Source organism: Burkholderia sp. 4M9327F10 (genome assembly GCF_005503145.1).
Lineage (GTDB): Bacteria > Pseudomonadota > Gammaproteobacteria > Burkholderiales > Burkholderiaceae > Paraburkholderia.
The window spans coordinates 34041-51265 of sequence record NZ_SCNV01000062.1 but is presented as its reverse complement, the minus strand read 5'-3'; the positions used below and the strand labels follow the sequence as shown (position 1 = coordinate 51265).

Here is a 17225-nt window from a genome sequence, read left to right as displayed (position 1 = left end):
TCCTCGCGGCTATAGCCCATCTGCGCCGTGCGCGAACGGTGGCCGAACGAACGCAGGTCGTTCACCCCGTACCAGCGGTGGCTGCGCAATTCTTCAGGGGTCTTTCTCTTGGTCACAACACTCTCTCCAGCTTGCGTCTTGGCTACAAGGCCCGTTAATCAACACGCCAGGCCGGGTGGGCTGCCGCGCTGCCTCGCGCGGCCGTTCGCCCGGCTCAGCGCTTCTGTTCCTTCACACGTGAGACGATCTGCGTCGGGCTCACGAATTGCAATGCGATCAGCACCCACACCAGGGTGATCGCCATATAGATCATCGCCATGGCGTCGATGGATTGCGGCGCGCGCACGCCAGTCGAAAACACCGCGTAGTACAGCGCGACCACCAGTGTCTGCGTGCCGGGTCCGGCCGTGAAGAAGGTCAGCTCGAACATGCCGATAGTGCGCACCAGCACGAGCAAAGCCGCGGCCAGCATGCCGGGCACGAGCAGCGGCAGCAGCACATGGCGGAAATAACGGAACGTATTCGCACCGAAGATACGCGCGGCGGCTTCGAGATTCGGATCGATCTGTTCGATGAACGGCGTCATCACCAGAATCACGAACGGCAGCGCGGGCACGAGGTTGGCGAGCACCACACCGGGCAGCGTGCCCGCGAGTCCCACCTTGTACATCACGGTTGCCATCGGAATGCCGTAGGTGACCGGCGGCACCATCAGCGGCAGCAGAAACACCAGCACTGCGAAGCGTTTTCCGGGGAACTGCACGCGGGCCAGCGCATAGGCGGCTGGCACGCCAAGCAGCACCGAGAGGATTACCACCGCGCCAACTACTTCCACCGTGACCCACAGCACGCTCGCCAACTGGAAATCGCTCCACGCCTGCGCGTACCAATGCAGCGTGAAGCCCTCCGGCAGCAGCGTGCCGAACCAGCGCGTGCCCACCGAGCTGACTGCCACCGTGGCGATCAGCAGCACGACGTTGAGCAGGAAAAACACCATCGCCCCCCACACCAGCATTTTCCAGACGCGCTCGGCAAGCGGCGTACGCTGCTTGACGGCATTGCCCGGCTGCACGCCGCGATTGCGGCCCGCGCTGTCGCCATCGCTCCCGCTCGGCTGCAGTGGCGAATGCGGCTTGGCGGACGCGGGCCAGGCCGGCGTGGCGCGATGATCGTTTGTCATCAGCCCTTGCCCCCCGTCACCGGGCCGCTATAGAAGAAGCGGCGCGCGCCGAGCATGCCGGCCACCACCAGCAGTTGCACAAAGCCCATCACCATGGCGATGGCCGAAGCGAGCGAGTAGTCGTAGTTTTCGAACGCGGCCTCGGCCGCGGCAATCGACATGACCCGAGTCGGCCCCGCAGGCGCGCCGAGCAGCACCGCCGATGGAAACACCGAGAAGGCCTGCACGAACGAGAGGCACGCCGCCATCGTCAAACCGGGCGCGAGCAAGGGCAGGTAAATGCGCAGAAACTGCTGCCACGGGCTTGCGCCGAGCGTGGCGGCGGCGCTGGCGAGCGTCGGATCAATCCCGGTCACGTACGACAAGGTCAGCAGGAACGCGAACGGAAAGCCCGAGACGATCAGCGAAATCAGGACACCCCAGTAATTATGCGTCAGCCGCACTTCACCGGTGTACAGCTGCAAGCCCTGCAAAGCCTGTGGAAACCAGCCGTTCGGCCCGAAATACGTGAGCATGCCGTCGGCAATCAGCACCGTGCCCAGCGTGACCGGAATCACCAGCAGCGTGGTGACGAGCTTCTGATACGGCGAGTTATGGCGCAAGGCAAAGGCCACCGGAACCGACACGCCCACGTTGATGAGCGTCGCCGGCACCGCGAGCTTCAGCGTGACGAGGATGGTCGGCCACATCGACGTATCGGTGAAAAACGACACGTAGTTCGCCCATAGGCCACCGCCGTTCATCGGTTGAAACGACAGCACCAGCCCATACGCAAACGGGTAGATGAACAGCGCGACGATAAAGATCAGCGCAGGCGCGACCAGCCAGCCCTTGGCGTCGCGCGGGGCGACTGGCGGCGGCAAGCCGGGCAGCGCGCCGGTATTCACGATGCGTCACCGTTGTAGACCAGCGTGCGCGAGGGCGGCACGCGCAGCGTAATGCGCTCGCCTTCCGCGAAATCGCCCGCCACACGCGCCCACAGATCGCCGAAGCCGCAGCGCACACGAATCAGCGAATCACGTCCACCGTATTCGACCGTGCTCACTTCAGCGGCAAATGCGTTTTCCGCGCCCGGGGTGCTGCGCTCCAGATCTTCCGGCCGTAGTGCGACGCTCACGCGTTTGCTATCGAAGCCGTGCATCGGCATGCCTAGCAGACGCACACCGTTTGCGCTGACCACCACGGCTTCGCCCTGCATTCCCTCGAGCGTGAACTCGATCACGTTGCGATAACCCATAAAACGTGCGACGTGCAGATTCTTGGGACGCCCATAGACTTCCTTTGGCGTGGCTATCTGCTGCACGACACCTTCTTTCATCACGACGATGCGATCGGCCATCGACAACGCTTCGTCCTGGTCGTGGGTGACGTAGATCGTCGCGCGTTCGAGCTGGCTATGGATGCGGCGAATCTCGGCGCGCATTTCGATGCGCAACTTCGTATCGAGATTCGATAACGGTTCATCCATCAGCACGAGCGGCGGCTCGATCACAATGGCTCGCGCAATTGCCACGCGCTGCTGCTGGCCACCGGACAACTGACCCGGCAGCTTGCGTTCATGTCCCACCAGTTGCACGAGTTGCAGGGCCTCGCGGACACGGCGCAGCGCTTCGCTCCTCGCCACGCCGCGCATCTTCAGGCCGAAGCCGACGTTGTCGAGCACGCTCATATGCGGAAACAGCGCGTAGTTCTGGAACACCATGCCGAAGCCGCGCTTTTCAGGCGGCAGCACATCGATACGCGTGTCGTCCAGCCAGATGCCGCCGCGGGTGAGCGGCTGCAAGCCCGCAATGCAGTTGAGCGCGGTCGTCTTGCCGCAGCCTGACGGCCCGAGCAACGCGATGAATTCGCCACGCCGGATGTCCAGATCGAGCCCCTGCAAGGCGGCCACAGCATGGCCTTCGGCGTTCGTGAAACTGCGGCTCACCGAGTCGAGACGCAACTGCTCAAAATAAGGCTTCATGGCGAGTTCCTGTGGGCCACAGTTAGCGCGTTAGCAGGGCCTCCCGCTACTGGCTCTTCTGCGCCCCGATCTCACGATCCCACTTCTGAAACGCAGCAACCATCGCAGCCGCGTCCAGTGGCAGCACATGCGGATGCGCGACCAGCATTTGCGTGTACTCCGGACGGCCGTACTTCTTCAGGACGTCCTGGCTATGCGCCGGCGCCTGATCGACAGTGACGCCCTTGATAGCCGGTCCCGGATAGAAATAACCGTCGTCGTAGGTCAGCGCCTGCTGGGCCGGCTGCAGCATGAAATTCATCAGCTTGTAGAGCACATCAAGCTTTTCTTTCGGCACACCCTTCGGGATCACCATATAGTGCGCGTCGTTGACCCACGTCATGTTGTCGAAACCTTGCACGCGGAACTCAGCGGGCACGATCCCAAGCGCACGCGGATTGATGTCCCAGCCGGTCACCGTGACCGTCATGTCGCGGGTGCCCTCGCCCAGTTCCTTCATCACCGCCGACGTGCCGCCGGGGTAATACGGCACGCAATCGTTCAGTTGCTTGAGGAACGCCCATGTCTTGTCCCAGCCATGAATCGGATCGCGCGGGTCCTTGTCGCCGAGGACATACGGCAGGCCCATCAGGAAAGTGCGACCTGGGCCGGAGTTGGCCGGACGCGCATAGATCAGCTTGTTCGGATGCGCCTTGCACCATTGCAGCAACTGGTCCGGCGTTTTGGGCGGATCGCTGACCTTCGCGGGGTTGTATTCGAGCAGCGGCCCGGCCGGCATGTAAGCCACTTCGAGCCCATAGCCCTGTGCCAGATCCTGCATCTTGCGCGGCCCCGCAGCGTAGCTGTCGAGCACGCCGGGGAAAGCGGCCGCCTGATCCGGCAGCAGTCTGGTCCACAGGTTCTGTTCAATGCCGGCGGCGAGCGCGTCCGTGCCGGTCAGCACCAGATCGATATCGGAGCGGCCGGCTGCCTGCATGGCCTTGATCTTGCCCGGCAACTGCGGTGCAGGCGCGTTCGTGTAGGTGATGTTCGCCACGAGGTTCGGGTACTTCGCCCTGAACGCTTCGAAGCCTTTTTGCGTCAACTGAAGATCGCCCGCCACGTCGACGATGTTGAGCGTGACCGGGTCGGCGTACGCCGGCGACGCCAATGTCGCCACCAAAGCGGCCCCTACCGCCACGCAGATACCCGCTAACCTGACCGGCAAGCTGCCAGAAAAAGTCATTACGTCTCCTCGCTTCTTGGTATGGGAGTCCGCCGGTCGAATCGCGGGGCTGGCGGTCGGTGCGTCTCAATGCAACATAGCGAACGGCTGCTACCGATGTCAAGCAAACTCAAGGTCGGCGGATGAGGAGGCAACGTCGGACGCTACCTCGTGCATCAACCACCCTTCACACCCTGCGTGTTCACATACAGCGAGTACAGCCCGTGGCTCGCCGCCATGAAAAGCCGGTTGCGATGCCGGCCGCCGAAGCAGACGTTCGCGCAACGCTCCGGCAAGGCAATATGGCCGATCGCCTCGCCTTGCGGCGTGAAGACACGCACGCCGTCGAGCTCGTCGGTGCCCATGCCCCAGCCGCACCACAGGTTGCCGTGAATGTCCACGCGGAAGCCGTCCGGCGTGCCCGGCCCCGCGTCGATCAGCACGCGGCTGTTCGAAAGCGTATTGCCGTTGACATCGAAGGCGCGGATCTTGCGCGGCTCGCTGCGTGACTCCACCACGTACAGAATCGATTCATCCGGCGAGAACGCGAGGCCATTGGGTCCGAGCACGTCGTCGATCACCATCGACACCTCGCCGGTCTGCCCATCCACGCGATACACGCAGGCCGGCAATTCCGACTCCTGCTGCTCGCCCTCGTAAAAGCCGTCGATGCCGAAGGGTGGATCGCTAAACCAGATCGAGCCGTCCGACTTCACCACCACGTCGTTGGGCGAATTGAAACGCTTGCCGTGGTAGCGGTCCGCGAGCACGGTGATCGAGCCGTCGTACTCGGTGCGCGTGACACGGCGCGTCAGATGCTCGCAACTCACGAGCCGCCCTTCGCGATCGCGTGTGTGACCATTGGCGTTGTTCGAGGGCTGGCGAAACGGCGTGACCGCTCCGCTCTGTTCATCCCAGCGCAGAATGCGGTTGTTCGGGATATCGCTCCATAGCAGATAGCGGCCATCGCCGAACCACACCGGTCCTTCGGACCAGCGCGCGCCCTGATAGAGGCATTCGACCGAGGCCGAGGCAAGGCGCAAAGCCTTGAAGCGCGGATCGAGAATGCGGATGGCGGGGTCGGGATAGCGTCGGTTGGTGTCGGTCATGCCTTGTCCTTCGGGTGCCTGTGGGGTTGAGGCCCGCGGTGCGTTGCGCACCACGGGCACGGATGCCGGCCCCTAAGCCTGCCACTCACCCTAGCCTCATGGCAAGCGCGCATCGCTCAACCCGCATCGATCCACCTCACCGCTCAACCCTTCACGAGCTGACCGTCGCGCAAGCGCCAGAGCTCGAGCGGGTTGTCGTCGTGCAGCGCGTCTGGCAGCAGTTCGGCCGGCAAGTCCTGGTAGCAGACCGGACGCAGGAAGCGCTCGATTGCAGTCGCACCGACCGAGGTTGCGCGCGCGTCGGAAGTGGCCGGGTACGGACCGCCATGCACCATCGCATGAGAGACCTCGACACCGGTCGGGAAGCCGTTCGCCAGAATCCGCCCCACCTTGCGCTCGAGCGTCGGCAACAGTTGCCGCGCCAGCGGATAGTCCCCGGCTTCAAGCTGCAGAGTCGCAGTCAACTGGCCTTCGAGATGCTCGGCGACCTTGAGCATCTCTTCGATGTCCACACAGGTGACGATCAGCGAAGTCGGCCCGAAGATTTCGTCTTCGAGCGGCGCCGTAGCGAGAAACTGCGCCGCCGTGGTTTCGAACAGCACCGGCAAGGCGGCACAAGCCGCGTCCGAGGGCGTGCCCTGCGCCACGCTTTGCACACCGTTGAGCGCGGCGCGCTGCGTGACACCACCCTGATAGGCGGCCGCAATGCCGGCGGTCAGCATGGTCTGCGCAGCTTTGCCGGCGAGCGCCTGCGCGGCGGCATCGATAAAGCCGCGCGTATGCGGCCCTTCGAGCACCAGCACGAGGCCCGGGTTGGTACAGAACTGGCCGACGCCCAACGTGACCGAATCCACGAAACCCTGTGCGAGCGCCTGGGCGCGCTTTTCCAACGCACCGGGCAACACGAAGAACGGATTGACGCTGCTCATCTCGGCGAACACGGGAATCGGTTCACGGCGCTTTGCGGCAATCTCGACCAGCGCAACACCGCCGCGCCGCGAACCGGTGAAGCCCACCGACTTGATGGCCGGATGCTTCACCAGCGCTTCGCCGATTTCGTTGCCCGCGCCGATGACGAGCGAGAACACGCCTTCGGGCAAGCCGCTGTCGGCCACCGCCTTCTGGATTGCGCGCCCCACCAGCTCCGAGGTGCCGAGATGCGCCGGATGCGCCTTGACGACCACCGGGCAGCCCGCCGCGAGCGCCGAGGCGGTATCGCCGCCGGCCACGGAAAAGGCCAGCGGGAAATTGCTGGCGCCGAACACGGCCACCGGCCCGACCGGAATCTTCTGCAGACGCAAATCGGAGCGCGGCAGCGGCTTGCGTTCCGGCAGCGCGGAATCGAGCGTGGCGGTAAGCCAGCGTCCCTCGCGCACCAGCGCGGCAAACAGCTTGAGCTGCCCTACCGTGCGGCCGCGCTCGCCTTCCAGGCGCGCTTTCGGCAACGCGGATTCGACATGGGCCCGCTCGATCAGCGCATCGCCGAGTGCAACGATATTCTCGGCAATCGCCTCCAGAAACCGTGCGCGCGTGTCGAGCGGCGCGTGGCGGTAGGCGTCAAACGCCCGTGCCGCCAGTTCGCAGGCGCGCTCGACTTCCGCTGTGCCGCCGGCGCCGAACGCCGGCTCGATTTCCGTATTGCGCACCGGATCGAACGCGCGCAACGTGCCTTGGGTTCCGCGCACGGCGGACGCGCCGAGCAACATTTCGCCAGTAATCTGCATCGTCTGATTCCTTGTCTGATTCCTTGTTTGATTCCCTTTAACGCGCTGCTGCGGCGCCAGCAAACTGCTGTTCGAACGCGAGCAGCGCCTGGGTGGCCTGGTCGATACTCGCATGATGCTCCAGCGGGCTCGAACTCAGCAGTGGCAGCATCGGGCCCATGTCGGCGATCTTCGAGAACGTCACGGCGTCGTGTAACACGCGGATCAGCGAGATGTCGTCACGCAGGGTTTCGAGCGGCATGAATTCGTCATAGATGCGCTGCGCCTCGTCCATACTGCCCGACTTGGCCGCATGCAGCAGGGCCGTCACCGCGTGGGACGCAATGCAGCCCGAGCCGGTCGTCCATGCAGCGAGGCCGAACTCTCGCACGTGCACCAGCGCCGGCCGCTCGCCCATGCCCGAGACCACCTTGGCGGCCGGAACGCTTTGCAGCAGGCGGCGCAGATACGCGTCATCAGACGGATTGTCGCGCACGATCGCGTATTTCACGGCCAGCAAGGTGCCGCGGTCCACCAGACGCGCCAGCGTGTCCACGTCCACATAGTTTTCGCTCTTGATATAGAGCGTGAGCGGAATGCCGGCCGCCTCCACGATGCGCGTCAGCCCCGCCTCGACGCCCTCGGAAGTCGTAAAGCCGCCGAGCGGCAGCACCATCGCCGTGCGATACGAGGTCTGCGCGAGGATGCGGGCCTGGTCGAGCATCTTGCCGTAGTCCGGACCGATCGCCGGGATCACGCGGGTATCCGGGCCAGCGCTTTCAGCCAGCATGTCGAGCAGTTCGCGGTACTCGCTCACCGCCACGTGATAGAGGTTCGCGTTGCCGCCGTACAGCAACGTGCGCACGCCACCCGCCTCGATATGGCGGATCAGTTTCTGGTTTTCCACCGCGTCTAGCGTGTAGTCGGCGCGGCGGGCCAGCGGCGGCACAGCCATGACGGTGGCGGCGAACTCGCTATCGTGGATGGGGGAGAGTTTCATGGCGCCTCAGGACGGTATCGAAGAATTGATGCCAAGGTAGCACCCGTCCGGCAATGTTGTCAAACAACATTTGCGGGATGCTCGCTCAGGCGAACTGTGCCGTAAGCACCCCGCAAGGCGAAAGAAATCTTTGAATTCATCGGCTTCCCGGCTCGAAGCAACACGCGCAAGGATCTTTTTCCAGCCTCGGAAATGGTCGAATTTCGTATGACAACATATCAAAACCACTCCACCGCAAATGAAAGCGGCGGTTTCTATCCGATATCTGAAAATCGAACGGTAAGGCAGTATTGCGATCGGCCAGGCAGAACGATTATCGAATTAATCAAACAGGCAGAACGCGAGTTATTGTTAATTCAACTTCTTGAATGAATCCTCTATCAAGTTAAAATACCGCCTCTAACCGGCTCGCCGATTAATTTTGAGACGAAGTTTTTGAGTGACTGTGCGGTTCCGGCAACGAATCATTTGGCCCTCATTGAAAGGAGGGGTTTATAGGCGCCACCCGTACCATCCCATGCGTCCGTCGAGAGGCGCAGAAGCCCGTCCCATCAAGGGTTAAATCGAATGAGGATGGCTTTCAGTGACGCCGATTTGACAGTTGTTGAATAACACCGGCCGTGGACACACGGGACGAGACCAGGCAACACCCAACTGGGCAAAGATTGGCCTGTTGACGATATTTTTGGTGTCGCTACGCGACGCAAGAGAATCTGGCTAACGGAACCACGCGCATCAGATTTCGCGTTTTGAGCCGCTTGGTTATAAACGGTGATAAATTGCTGCCCAATACCATGCCGGTCGCGAGTACGCGTCGGCGAAACCCGCAGCCGGTCAGCTGCGATTGAGAGAACAAAAGTGTCGCTACATTTTTCTGAGCAAATGTCGCCACTGGTGGATGCCCCAGACGAAGCGACGTGGTTCAACGCGCTCACCGCCATTGCAAGCACCTGGGGCTTCGATCGGGTTCTGATCGCGATGATGCCGCGCCCCGGCATGCGCCTGGAAGACGCCTACCTGCGCAGCACGTACTCGCAAAACTGGCGGCGGAGTTACGAAGAGCACGGTTTCGTGCATATCGACCCGGTGGTGAGCCATTGCCTGACGCGCGCTACGCCGCTGATCTGGTCGCCGGAGCTGTTCACCACTCGCCCGCAGCGGGAACTGTACGAAATGGCCTGCCTGCACGGGATGCGTTCGGGCGTGTCGCTGCCGATCCACGGGCCGAATCAGGAAGCCGGCATGCTATGTTTTGCCAACAACTTCAACACGACCGACGCGTTCTGGACGCAGATCGACGGCGTGCTGCCCAATCTGGTCCTGCTGCGCGATCTGGTGATCGATACGAGCCGCCGGCATCTCCGCTCGCATGCGCAAAGCCTGCTGCCGCAATTGACGCCGCGTGAACGCGAATGCCTGAAATGGACCGCGCGCGGCAAATCCACCTGGGAGATTTCACATATTCTCAGTTGCTCGGAAGCTGCGGTGAACTTCCACGTCAAGAATATCAGAGCGAAATTCGGGGTGAATTCGCGGCGCGCGGCGGCCGTGATTGCAGCTCAAATGGGTCTTATTGACCCGGGTTAAGCAAAGCAGCGGCATCGCGGCTGTAAATCACCCGTTCTGCACGCCCCAAATCGCCATCGGAAATCGTCTTCAGGAAGTAAAGCCCCAGCAGGATTGAAACCGGGGGCGGAATTTCCGCGCCCGACTCGAACCGGCTGCCGCGCGATTGCGTCACGCCAAAGCGTGCCCAGAAACGCCGCTGGCTTTCCTTCTTCATTTTGCGATAAGCAATGATCAGATGACGGTCAACCGAAGCTGGCGTCTCCTGCTCTGCCTCAACCGCACGGTTTTGAATGGTGACGGGTGCTTTCCAGTGATTTTCGAGTAATTCCATGTTTAGTCTCTCAGGTGGATTGGGTGTTATTTGTCTGGATTTTGAGCGACCCTGAACCACCACACACCTATCCAGGTAGGTAGGTGCAAATTCGACCCAACACGCATAGCGATTTTTGCGTGTTTTCTAAGCTGGAAAATCAAGAAATTATTGCCGGGCCATCAGATTGCAGCACGGCTAAAGAGGTAAAAAGCGCCGTTTAATTGCCGCTGCGCTTGAAAGTGATATGCGAGATTCTGCGCACGATAAAAGCCGCCACCAGCGCGGCAGCGCCCGTCAGGATCACGCCGATATGAATCGACTGAACCAGCACATGGCGCGCCGCTTCCACTAACGCCGTGCCGGCGAGGCCTGCCCGTCCCAGCTCGCCGAGCAGCGCATCGCGCAGGCTCGGGTCGATCAGAATCCGCGGGTCAGACAACTTTGGCAGCCATCTGGAGGCCACCGGTTCGCCGAGTACCTGCAGGGCATCGGCCACCCCTGCTTCGTAGCGCCGGTTGATGATGGTTGCGACGATACTCGTGCCGAGCATCCCGCCCACCATCCGGGTGGACTGCAACAGCGCCGTCGTAATACCGAAGCGCTCGCGCCCGGCAATCTCCTGGCCGAACACGTTCAGGTTGTTGAGAATGAAGCCGAGACCAATGCCGACCGCGGCCATCGCCAGTTCGAGATAAAGATGCGGCGTGGCCGGCGTCGCCAGCGCAATGCCCACCGACGCGATCACCAGCAGCGAGAAACCAATCGAAAGAATCAGCGTCGGCTTCGGCATGTGAATCACAATGCGCGTGTTGATGACGCTGCCGAGCGCAATGCAGGCGGCAATCGGCGTGGCGAGCAACCCCGCCTGCTGCGGGGTCAGGCCAAAGCCGCCCTGCAGCAACAGTGGTGCGAAGAAGATCAGCGAGAACATCACGAAGCCCGACAGCAGCGACAGCGTGAACAACGTCACGAGTTGGCCGTCGCGGAACAGGTCGAGCGGGATGATGGGATGCGTCGCGCGGCGCTCGCATACCAGCAGCGCCGCGGCGCCAACCACGACCAGCGCCGCCAGCAGCAGATTGCCGGTTGTGAGCCCCGACTTCGGCACGGCTTCGATAAACGTCTGCAGGCCGCCCAGCACCAGCGCCACCAGCGCGGCGCCGCCCCAGTCGATGCGCACCTCGCCGCTCACCGCGCGCCGGTAATTGGGCAGATGCGCCCAGATGAAGTACAGCGCGAGCGCGCCGACCGGCAGGTTGACGAGGAAGGTGGAACGCCAGCCGAACTGCTGGCTCAGCCAGCCGCCGAGCGACGGCCCCGCTGCCGTGCCGATGCCGTAGGCCGCCGCCATGATGACCTGCCAGCGCACCCGTGCTCGTGCGTCGGGAAACAGATCGGGGATCGAGGCGAACGCAGTGCCGACCATCATCCCGCCGCCCACGCCTTGCAGGCCTCGCGCCAGCACCAGAAACAGCATGCTGGGCGCCACCCCGCACAACAGCGAGGCCAGCGTGAAGACGATCACCGCCGCCAGCACGAAGCGCTTGCGGCCAAAGTAGTCGCCGAGCCGTCCGAACACCGGCACTGTCACGACAGAGGCCAGCAGATAGGCACTCGCGATCCACGCGTAGAACTCGAAGCCGCGCAGTTCGGAAACGATCGAAGGCAAGGCGGTACTGACGACGGTCTGGTCGAGCGCGACCAGCATGTTGACGAGCGCGATGCCGAGCATTGCCAGCAGCGCGTCGCGGAAAGGCAGGGGACGGGGGAGGTTCACTTCGAACGACGCGGCACAGCGCGTGAAAAAGCCAGACACGAGGCCGGACCGGTTAAAAAAACGGGCCGCGTGTCACGCGGCCCGCAGAGACGGGAACAACTCAGGAGCCGAACATGCGCTCCAGCGCGTTTTCGAGGTGCTGACGCATGGCATGCCCGGCGCCAGGGCCGTCCTTGCGCCGGATCGCTTCGAGCACCGCCAGATGCTCGGCCTGCACGAGCCGCTGACGCTCGAGCGTCTTCACCAGCGAGAGGTTGCGCGACAGGTTCATGCTGAAGACGATCTGTTCTTCGATGAAGGACATCACGGTAATGAAGAACGGATTCTTCGAGGCCCGTGCGACAGCGAGGTGAAACGAGAAGTCGTCCTTCGCGCCGATCCCCTGGGTTTCGACGATACGCTCCAGTTCGTCCCACGCGTGCTGGATGGCGGCGATGTCTTCCGGCTCCGCTTTTTGCGCCGCGAGTTCGGCGGCGCCGGCCTCGGTGACGATGCGAAATTCGTAGCAGCGGCGGATATCGGAGAGCGTCTCGAGCGGCGCGAAGCGGCGCACGTCCGGGTCCGGCCGACGCGCGACCGTGGTGCCGGAGCCATGCCGCGTCACGATAATGCCGTCCGCGCGCAGGCGCGCGAGCGCTTCGCGCACGGTAGGCCGCGAGGTTTCAAAGCGTTCGGCGAGTGCGTGCTCGGTAGGCAAACGCTCCCCTTCCTTGTACTCGCCTTCGAGTATCTGATTGAGGATGTCGCCGTAGATCTTGTCGGGCAAGCCCGTTGATTTGCGCTCGTTCATCTTCGCTATGGGTGGCTTGTCTGAATAGACCACGATTGTAAGGCAAACAACGCGCCGCGCATGCGTGAAAATCGGCCGTAAGGCCTCAAAAACGCCCGCCGGTACTGGCTGGACGGCGCAGAGACTATATGACCCTACATCTCGAAATTTGACAAGTGTTTGATTTACATCCTGACGAAAAGGCGCATTCTTCAGTCATCATTCGGGCTGGAGCCGGCAATTGGCCGCTAAGGCAATTGCCTCAGCAGTTGCCGAATCAGTCGCCGAATCAGCTACCGTCAGGCGGCGCAGCCGGTACCGAACCCTTCCGACCCGGAGTCCAACCATGTACAAACGTATCCTCGTAGCGGTCGACGGCAGCCACACTTCCCGCCGTGCCTTTGAATCCGCACTGAGCCTGGCCAGTTCGACGGGCGCCGTGCTCCAGCCGTTCTACGTGGTCGAAAACACGCCCATGTATTTTGAAGCGCCGGGCTACGACCCGTCCATCCTGCGCAACCGGCTGGTCGATCAGGGCAAGGAACTCGGCGCCGAATTCACCCAGGCCATGCGTGCTCAAGGCGTGGCGGGGGACATGGCGGTAGGAGAAGCTTCGTCGCTCGACGACGTCGCCACGGTCGTGCTGAAAGCCGCGGCCGCATTCAATGCCGATCTTCTGGTGATGGGCACGCACGGACGCCGTGGCGTGCAGCGGCTCTTCCTTGGCAGCGTCGCCGAACGCTGCGTCCGGCAGGCCGCGTTGCCGGTACTGCTGATTCCATCGGCAGCCGGACAGGAACAGGCGGCTCAGGCAAACGCATGAACCCGCGGGCCGGGTGCCTTAACAACGCTCCCGGCCCGGCGTTCCCAGGGCCGGATGCAACCTCGCCCCCGTGTGACCTTACTCAAACAGGCGAAGCGCCCCCGCGCGTCATTTTGTCGCAAAACGGCGATTAACCATGGTGGGACAATGGGTTTGTTTCCTTACAAACGGTCGTACACCATGCTTACGCCCATCGTCGTCACCCCGCCCTCAGCCCGCCGTGCCGGCACCGGCTCCGCCCGTCCCCTGCGCCCCGTTTCGCGCAGCACCGCGCACTGCTCTACCTGTGCGATGCGCCAACTGTGCATGCCGCAAGGCCTGACGTCCGACGAACTGCCCAGGCTCGAAGCGCTGATCTGCAACGCGCGCCCGGTGCGGCGCGGCGACAGGCTTTACCGGGCAGGCGACGCCTTCGAGCATCTGTATGCCGTGCGCTCGGGCTCGCTCAAAACCACCATGGCGCACCGCGACGGCCGAGAGCAGGTCACCGGCCTGCGCCTCGCGGGCGAAGCGCTGGGCCTGGACGGCATCAGCGACGACAAGCACGCCTGCAGCGCCATTGCACTGGAAGACAGCACCGTCTGCATCATCCCCTACGTGGCGCTCAAGAACCTGTGCCGCGAAGTCGGCTCCATGCAGGAACGGTTGCACAAACTGATGGGCGAGCAGATCGTCCGCGAGGGCGGGCAAATGATGGTGCTCGGCTCCCTCTCGGCGGAAGAGCGCGTCGCCACGTTCCTGCTCGATGTCTCGGAACGCAACGCGAAACGCGGCTATTCGTCGGCGGAATTCAATCTGCGCATGACGCGCGAAGACATGGGCAGCTATCTCGGCACCACGCTCGAAACGGTAAGCCGCACGCTTTCAAAATTTCAAAAACGCGGCCTGATCGACACGCAAGGCAAGTTCATCCGGATCGTCGACATTGAAGGTCTGCGGCACGTGTAAGCCACGCAGCCTCACACAGCGCGGCTAGCCCGCGCTGCTGCGGGCCGCTCTCTTTCGTGGCGCAGCCATGCCGTGGCATGCGTCCTGCGGGAAGGTAGGGTACAGTCTTCAAACTGTCCTCCTTCAGGAGACCCGGCGACATGAATCGCGACCCTGCCCCACATCATCCACTGGTTCAGCGCCTGATCGACGCGCGTCACATCACCGACGCCCTCTTCTCCGTCGTCAAACCCGAGTACCTGTATGAACGGCCGATCCGCGAGCGCCACCGGATCGTGTTCTACATCGGCCATCTCGAAGCATTCGACCGCAACCTGTTCGATCAGCGTCTGTGCGCGTTGCCCGCCTTCGATGCACCACTCGATCAGTTGTTCGCGTTCGGTATCGATCCCGTCGACGGCGAGCTGCCCACCGATGTGCCGGGCGACTGGCCGTCGCTCGAAGTCGTGCGCGGTTACGGCCAGCAGGCGCGCGCGCAGATCGATCGCGAACTGGCGGCATTGAACATCGACGGACAGCCGCATGCGGAGAACGCGCAAGTTGGCGCGGCTGCGCAGTTGCTGCACGTCGCCATCGAGCATCGGCTGATGCACGCCGAGACGCTGGCTTACATGCTGCATCAGTTGCCGCTCGCGCAGAAGCGTGCCCCGGACCAACGCGGTAATGGCGACGCTGGGCGTCACGTCAACGACGCAGCGCCAGAGCACGATATTCGAGCGAGCGGGCCCGCTTACGCTGAGATGGTTCAGGTGTCCGCCGGCCCGACGCAACTCGGCATGCCGCGCGATAGCGGGCGGTTCGGCTGGGACAACGAATTCGGCGAACTGCGCGTAGACGTGCCTGCCTTTGAGATTGACCGCTATATGGTCACAAACGGCGCGTACCGCGAGTTCCTGCTGGCCGGCGGCTACCAGCAGCGCGCGTGGTGGAAAGACAAGGACTGGGCCTGGAAGGAAAGCGAGCGGATCACCCAGCCGGCAGGCTGGTCGCAACGCGACGGCGACGGTGAATGGATGCTGCGCACCATGTTCCAGGAGATCCAGTTGCCGCTCGCCTGGCCGGTGTACGTCAGCCATGCGGAAGCCAGCGCGTACGCCCGCTGGGCCGGCAAAGCGCTGCCGACCGAAGCGCAGTGGCAACGCGCGGCGCTCGGCGCACCGCACGCGGCTTCGGGCAACTTCGATTTTCGCAGTTGGGACCCGCAGCCGGTCGACGCGCATCCGGACAACGTCAGCACGTTCGGCGTGCAAGGGCAGTTCGGCAATGGTTGGGAATGGACCTCGACCTTATTCGACGCGCTGCCCGGCTTCGAGCCGTTTCCGTTTTATCTGGGGTACTCGGCGAACTTCTTCGATGGGCAGCATTACGTGCTCAAGGGCGGATCTGCGCGCACCGCGCGATGCATGTTGCGGCCTGAGTTTCGTAACTGGTTTCAGGCGCATTATCAGTATGTGTATGCGGGGTTTCGGTGTGTGTCCGGCTGACGCATCAACGTTTTTCCGCGCGCTATTTTAAGGGGAGAACTCGAATCGGGCTCTCCTTTTTGTTTTGATTCGATGCTTTCAGGCAACTGTTCGCTCGACCTGCGGACGGCGCAGCAACCTTAGGGACGTGGAATTCGATGCTCATAGCCCTTGGATTTCAGCTATGTGAACATCTCGGACGCACCACGTTTTGCTTAATAATCCAGCAGGCGGTTGTCGCTGGAGGGTCACGGCCGCGAAACGCTCAACATATGCTTTACCCAGCAATTGATTGACACGAAATCACATTTAAAATCAAATACTTACGTATAAAATCAAACGATATCAGCTTTTGCTTTATTTCTGCAAATAGTTGTCGGCTTTTGGTTTATTCAACGCCTGCTGAACAGTACCGCACTCCCTATCTGACGTTCAACTTTTGGTTTATTTTCTGTCAGCTTATGCTTTATTTGTCACCGGCTGAGGAATCAGGCTCAACGATATCGGCCATGTGGGCGCGGCGGGCCTATCGGAGCAGGCCGTTACGGCTGACGACATCACTGTCGGCATGCGTCAGTTGATCGACCGCGCACATGCGCACGGAATTGTTGAGCGGGAAGTAGAGGGAACCCGCCATCGGGGGTGGCGAGTGAACAGGATTCTTGCCGAACATCAACGGCGCACGTAAGGCGAGGTAATGATCGCCCAACGATCTATCTTTCGGAAAATTCCGCCGGCATTGTCTCCACTGCGACGAATCCTTAAACTCCACTCAAACGTATCAAAATGTAACTTTGTGTTTCTGCTGGTAAATGCCGCGAAGCTGGCCATGCGCCTGCTCGATGCGTACGAGGTCTCTGCGCGCCTTACGATTACCGGCAAGAGATGAGCTGATGTTTACCGGGGAGCTGAGAATCATGAGCGACGGCGAAGCGCAGGGTTTCATCAGGGAAGTCAATCTGGCGTACATCATGCTCGCTCAACGCATGCTCCGTGAGGACCGGCTCGTCGGCATGTTCCGCCTGGGCCTGTCTGCGCAGAGCGCAGAGCTTCTCGCGACGCTGACGCTGGCACAAACGGTCAAACTCGCTGCATCCGATCACATGCTCTGCCGGTGCCGTTTCGATGCTCACACGATCCTCCCCACCGTGGCCCAGTCCGGGACGCGCGTGGACGTGACGCCAACGCACACCGCGATCCTGCTCGCCAGCCAGAAAGCCGAGCGGTTTGTTTAAACCACATCCTGTTTGTCTTTTCCCCTTCTCGTGGATACACGAGGACGGCTTCAATTTCGCCGCGGTCGCGAAGCGCTGGACGCCCAAACGCCTTATGCCCTCTTACCCACCATCAAATTTTTCCTGTTTGCAATCGCTCTCATCGTTAGAGCCTCTACGCTCCACGCGC

Annotated in this window: 16 protein-coding genes; 5 read left to right on the top strand and 11 right to left on the bottom strand. The window is 62.2% G+C overall.

Going from position 1 to position 17225, the window contains the following annotated elements:
- Positions 1 to 214 precede the first annotated feature (214 nt).
- The 7 genes from FFS45_RS34635 to FFS45_RS34605 all read right to left on the bottom strand — a co-directional run bounded on the left by FFS45_RS34635 (position 215) and on the right by FFS45_RS34605 (position 8159).
- A complete protein-coding gene (locus tag FFS45_RS34635) occupies positions 215 to 1180 on the bottom strand; it encodes an ABC transporter permease (RefSeq protein ID WP_137959137.1) in 966 nt (321 codons plus the stop codon).
- Complete coding sequence (locus FFS45_RS34630; protein WP_137959136.1) at positions 1180 to 2067, bottom strand: sugar ABC transporter permease; 888 nt, start codon at positions 2065 to 2067, stop codon at positions 1180 to 1182. Before FFS45_RS34630 ends, FFS45_RS34635 begins: the two co-directional genes overlap by 1 nt.
- A complete protein-coding gene (locus FFS45_RS34625; protein ID WP_137959135.1) occupies positions 2064 to 3143 on the bottom strand; it encodes an ABC transporter ATP-binding protein in 1080 nt (359 codons plus the stop codon). Before FFS45_RS34625 ends, FFS45_RS34630 begins: the two co-directional genes overlap by 4 nt.
- Positions 3144 to 3189: 46 nt before the next feature.
- Positions 3190 to 4368, bottom strand: a complete 1179-nt coding sequence (locus tag FFS45_RS34620; protein WP_137959134.1) for an extracellular solute-binding protein — start codon at positions 4366 to 4368, stop codon at positions 3190 to 3192.
- A gap of 155 nt (positions 4369 to 4523) precedes the next feature.
- On the bottom strand, positions 4524 to 5456 hold the full coding sequence (locus FFS45_RS34615; RefSeq protein WP_137959133.1) for an SMP-30/gluconolactonase/LRE family protein: 933 nt from the start codon (positions 5454 to 5456) through the stop codon (positions 4524 to 4526).
- 143 nt (positions 5457 to 5599) lie between these two features.
- Positions 5600 to 7180 (bottom strand): aldehyde dehydrogenase (NADP(+)), encoded by a 1581-nt coding sequence (locus tag FFS45_RS34610; protein ID WP_137959132.1) that lies wholly within the window; start codon positions 7178 to 7180, stop codon positions 5600 to 5602.
- A gap of 37 nt (positions 7181 to 7217) precedes the next feature.
- Positions 7218 to 8159, bottom strand: a complete 942-nt coding sequence (locus tag FFS45_RS34605) for a dihydrodipicolinate synthase family protein (protein ID WP_137959131.1) — start codon at positions 8157 to 8159, stop codon at positions 7218 to 7220.
- 882 nt (positions 8160 to 9041) lie between these two features.
- Between FFS45_RS34605 and FFS45_RS34600 the strand changes: the two genes are divergently transcribed.
- Complete coding sequence (locus tag FFS45_RS34600) at positions 9042 to 9746, top strand: LuxR family transcriptional regulator (RefSeq protein ID WP_137959130.1); 705 nt, start codon at positions 9042 to 9044, stop codon at positions 9744 to 9746.
- On the opposite strand, the gene FFS45_RS34595 is transcribed toward FFS45_RS34600, so the two are convergent.
- The 3 genes from FFS45_RS34595 to FFS45_RS34585 all read right to left on the bottom strand — a co-directional run bounded on the left by FFS45_RS34595 (position 9730) and on the right by FFS45_RS34585 (position 12608).
- Positions 9730 to 10059: an XRE family transcriptional regulator gene (locus tag FFS45_RS34595; RefSeq protein WP_137959129.1), complete on the bottom strand. Its 330-nt coding sequence runs from the start codon at positions 10057 to 10059 to the stop codon at positions 9730 to 9732. The genes FFS45_RS34600 and FFS45_RS34595 overlap by 17 nt on opposite strands.
- A gap of 199 nt (positions 10060 to 10258) precedes the next feature.
- A complete protein-coding gene (locus tag FFS45_RS34590) occupies positions 10259 to 11773 on the bottom strand; it encodes an MFS transporter (RefSeq protein ID WP_137959139.1) in 1515 nt (504 codons plus the stop codon).
- Positions 11774 to 11918: 145 nt separating this feature from the next.
- A complete protein-coding gene (locus tag FFS45_RS34585) occupies positions 11919 to 12608 on the bottom strand; it encodes a FadR/GntR family transcriptional regulator (RefSeq protein WP_137959128.1) in 690 nt (229 codons plus the stop codon).
- A 325-nt stretch (positions 12609 to 12933) separates the two neighbouring features.
- On the opposite strand from FFS45_RS34585, the gene FFS45_RS34580 reads away from it, so the two are divergent.
- The 3 genes from FFS45_RS34580 (at position 12934) to FFS45_RS34570 (ending at position 15842) form a co-directional block, all read left to right on the top strand.
- Positions 12934 to 13410, top strand: a complete 477-nt coding sequence (locus tag FFS45_RS34580) for a universal stress protein (RefSeq protein WP_137959127.1) — start codon at positions 12934 to 12936, stop codon at positions 13408 to 13410.
- A gap of 180 nt (positions 13411 to 13590) precedes the next feature.
- Complete coding sequence (gene fnr, locus FFS45_RS34575) at positions 13591 to 14358, top strand: fumarate/nitrate reduction transcriptional regulator Fnr (RefSeq protein ID WP_137959126.1); 768 nt, start codon at positions 13591 to 13593, stop codon at positions 14356 to 14358.
- Between the two features lie 140 nt (positions 14359 to 14498).
- The gene (locus FFS45_RS34570; protein ID WP_137959125.1) at positions 14499 to 15842 is read left to right on the top strand and encodes an SUMF1/EgtB/PvdO family nonheme iron enzyme; all 1344 of its coding nucleotides are present in this window, start codon (positions 14499 to 14501) and stop codon (positions 15840 to 15842) included.
- Positions 15843 to 16347: 505 nt separating this feature from the next.
- Here FFS45_RS34570 and FFS45_RS34565 read toward each other — a convergent pair.
- The gene (locus FFS45_RS34565) at positions 16348 to 16530 is read right to left on the bottom strand and encodes a hypothetical protein (protein WP_137959124.1); all 183 of its coding nucleotides are present in this window, start codon (positions 16528 to 16530) and stop codon (positions 16348 to 16350) included.
- 208 nt (positions 16531 to 16738) lie between these two features.
- On the opposite strand from FFS45_RS34565, the gene flhD reads away from it, so the two are divergent.
- Positions 16739 to 17056, top strand: coding sequence for a flagellar transcriptional regulator FlhD (flhD, locus tag FFS45_RS34560; protein WP_137959123.1), 318 nt, complete (start codon positions 16739 to 16741; stop codon positions 17054 to 17056).
- Positions 17057 to 17225 lie beyond the last annotated feature (169 nt).

What these genes read in the sequence shown, in the direction of transcription:
- FFS45_RS34635 (WP_137959137.1), bottom strand. Translation starts at nt 1,180, where the DNA reads ATGACAAACGATCATCGCGCCACGCCGGCCTGGCCCGCGTCCGCCAAG.
- FFS45_RS34625 (WP_137959135.1), bottom strand. Translation starts at nt 3,143, where the DNA reads ATGAAGCCTTATTTTGAGCAGTTGCGTCTCGACTCGGTGAGCCGCAGT.
- FFS45_RS34620 (WP_137959134.1), bottom strand. Translation starts at nt 4,368, where the DNA reads ATGACTTTTTCTGGCAGCTTGCCGGTCAGGTTAGCGGGTATCTGCGTG.
- FFS45_RS34615 (WP_137959133.1), bottom strand. Translation starts at nt 5,456, where the DNA reads ATGACCGACACCAACCGACGCTATCCCGACCCCGCCATCCGCATTCTC.
- FFS45_RS34610 (WP_137959132.1), bottom strand. Translation starts at nt 7,180, where the DNA reads ATGCAGATTACTGGCGAAATGTTGCTCGGCGCGTCCGCCGTGCGCGGA.
- FFS45_RS34605 (WP_137959131.1), bottom strand. Translation starts at nt 8,159, where the DNA reads ATGAAACTCTCCCCCATCCACGATAGCGAGTTCGCCGCCACCGTCATG.
- FFS45_RS34600 (WP_137959130.1), top strand. Translation starts at nt 9,042, where the DNA reads ATGTCGCCACTGGTGGATGCCCCAGACGAAGCGACGTGGTTCAACGCG.
- FFS45_RS34595 (WP_137959129.1), bottom strand. Translation starts at nt 10,059, where the DNA reads ATGGAATTACTCGAAAATCACTGGAAAGCACCCGTCACCATTCAAAAC.
- FFS45_RS34590 (WP_137959139.1), bottom strand. Translation starts at nt 11,773, where the DNA reads ATGCTCGGCATCGCGCTCGTCAACATGCTGGTCGCGCTCGACCAGACC.
- FFS45_RS34585 (WP_137959128.1), bottom strand. Translation starts at nt 12,608, where the DNA reads ATGAACGAGCGCAAATCAACGGGCTTGCCCGACAAGATCTACGGCGAC.
- FFS45_RS34580 (WP_137959127.1), top strand. Translation starts at nt 12,934, where the DNA reads ATGTACAAACGTATCCTCGTAGCGGTCGACGGCAGCCACACTTCCCGC.
- fnr (WP_137959126.1), top strand. Translation starts at nt 13,591, where the DNA reads ATGCTTACGCCCATCGTCGTCACCCCGCCCTCAGCCCGCCGTGCCGGC.
- FFS45_RS34570 (WP_137959125.1), top strand. Translation starts at nt 14,499, where the DNA reads ATGAATCGCGACCCTGCCCCACATCATCCACTGGTTCAGCGCCTGATC.
- flhD (WP_137959123.1), top strand. Translation starts at nt 16,739, where the DNA reads ATGAGCGACGGCGAAGCGCAGGGTTTCATCAGGGAAGTCAATCTGGCG.